Below are 683 nucleotides of genomic sequence, written 5' to 3' on the forward strand. Positions count from 1 at the left end.
GTCGGCCAGCCACTTCTGGTTTGGCCGATCGGCCTCGAAGTTCCGGTCGAGGATGTTGTCGGCGACGACCGACCGTTCCCCATCGTCTTTGGGCTTTCCACGGCGTCTGGGGCGTGCCCTCAGACCGTTGATGCGCATCAGCCGTTCGATCCGATGCAGTCCGCAGGCAAGCCCTTCTTCAAGCACATCGCGCCAGACGCGGCGGGCGCCATAGGTCCGATCGCTGGCCTTGAAGCTCTTGTCGATGGCTGCGACGAGCTTCGCATCATGGATCTTGCGCGTGCTGTTCGGGCGGTTGAGCCATGCGTGAAAGCCTGACCGCGAGACCTCCAGCACCTCGCACAGCCAGTTGACCGGCCAGATGTGGCGGTGCCTGGCGATAAAGGCGAACCTCATGTCGCCTCGCGCGCGAAAAAAGCGGCCGCCTTCTTGAGGATGTCACGCTCCGCCCGGAGCCGGGCGACCTCTTTCTTCAGCGCCGCGATCTCGGCCTGATCGGCCCGCATCTGCCCGTTTCCTGGAAACGCCGCAGTTGGCGCGGCAGTCAGCTCCCGCATCCAGCGCCGCAACACGCTCTCGGCGACATCCAGGTCACGGGCGGCTTGCGCCACTGCGACGCCGCGCTCGCTCACCAGCTTTACAGCCTCGGTTTTGAACTCGCGGCTGAACTTCCGTCTCGTCAT

Annotated in this window: 1 pseudogene; it reads right to left on the bottom strand. The window is 64.6% G+C overall.

The features are described 5' to 3' along the window. Positions 1-683, bottom strand: a pseudogene (locus ACFFII_RS17520) (IS3 family transposase); the annotation flags it as partial.

This window comes from Paracoccus niistensis, assembly GCF_042432925.1.
In the GTDB taxonomy this organism is placed as follows: Bacteria; Pseudomonadota; Alphaproteobacteria; order Rhodobacterales; family Rhodobacteraceae; genus Paracoccus; species Paracoccus niistensis.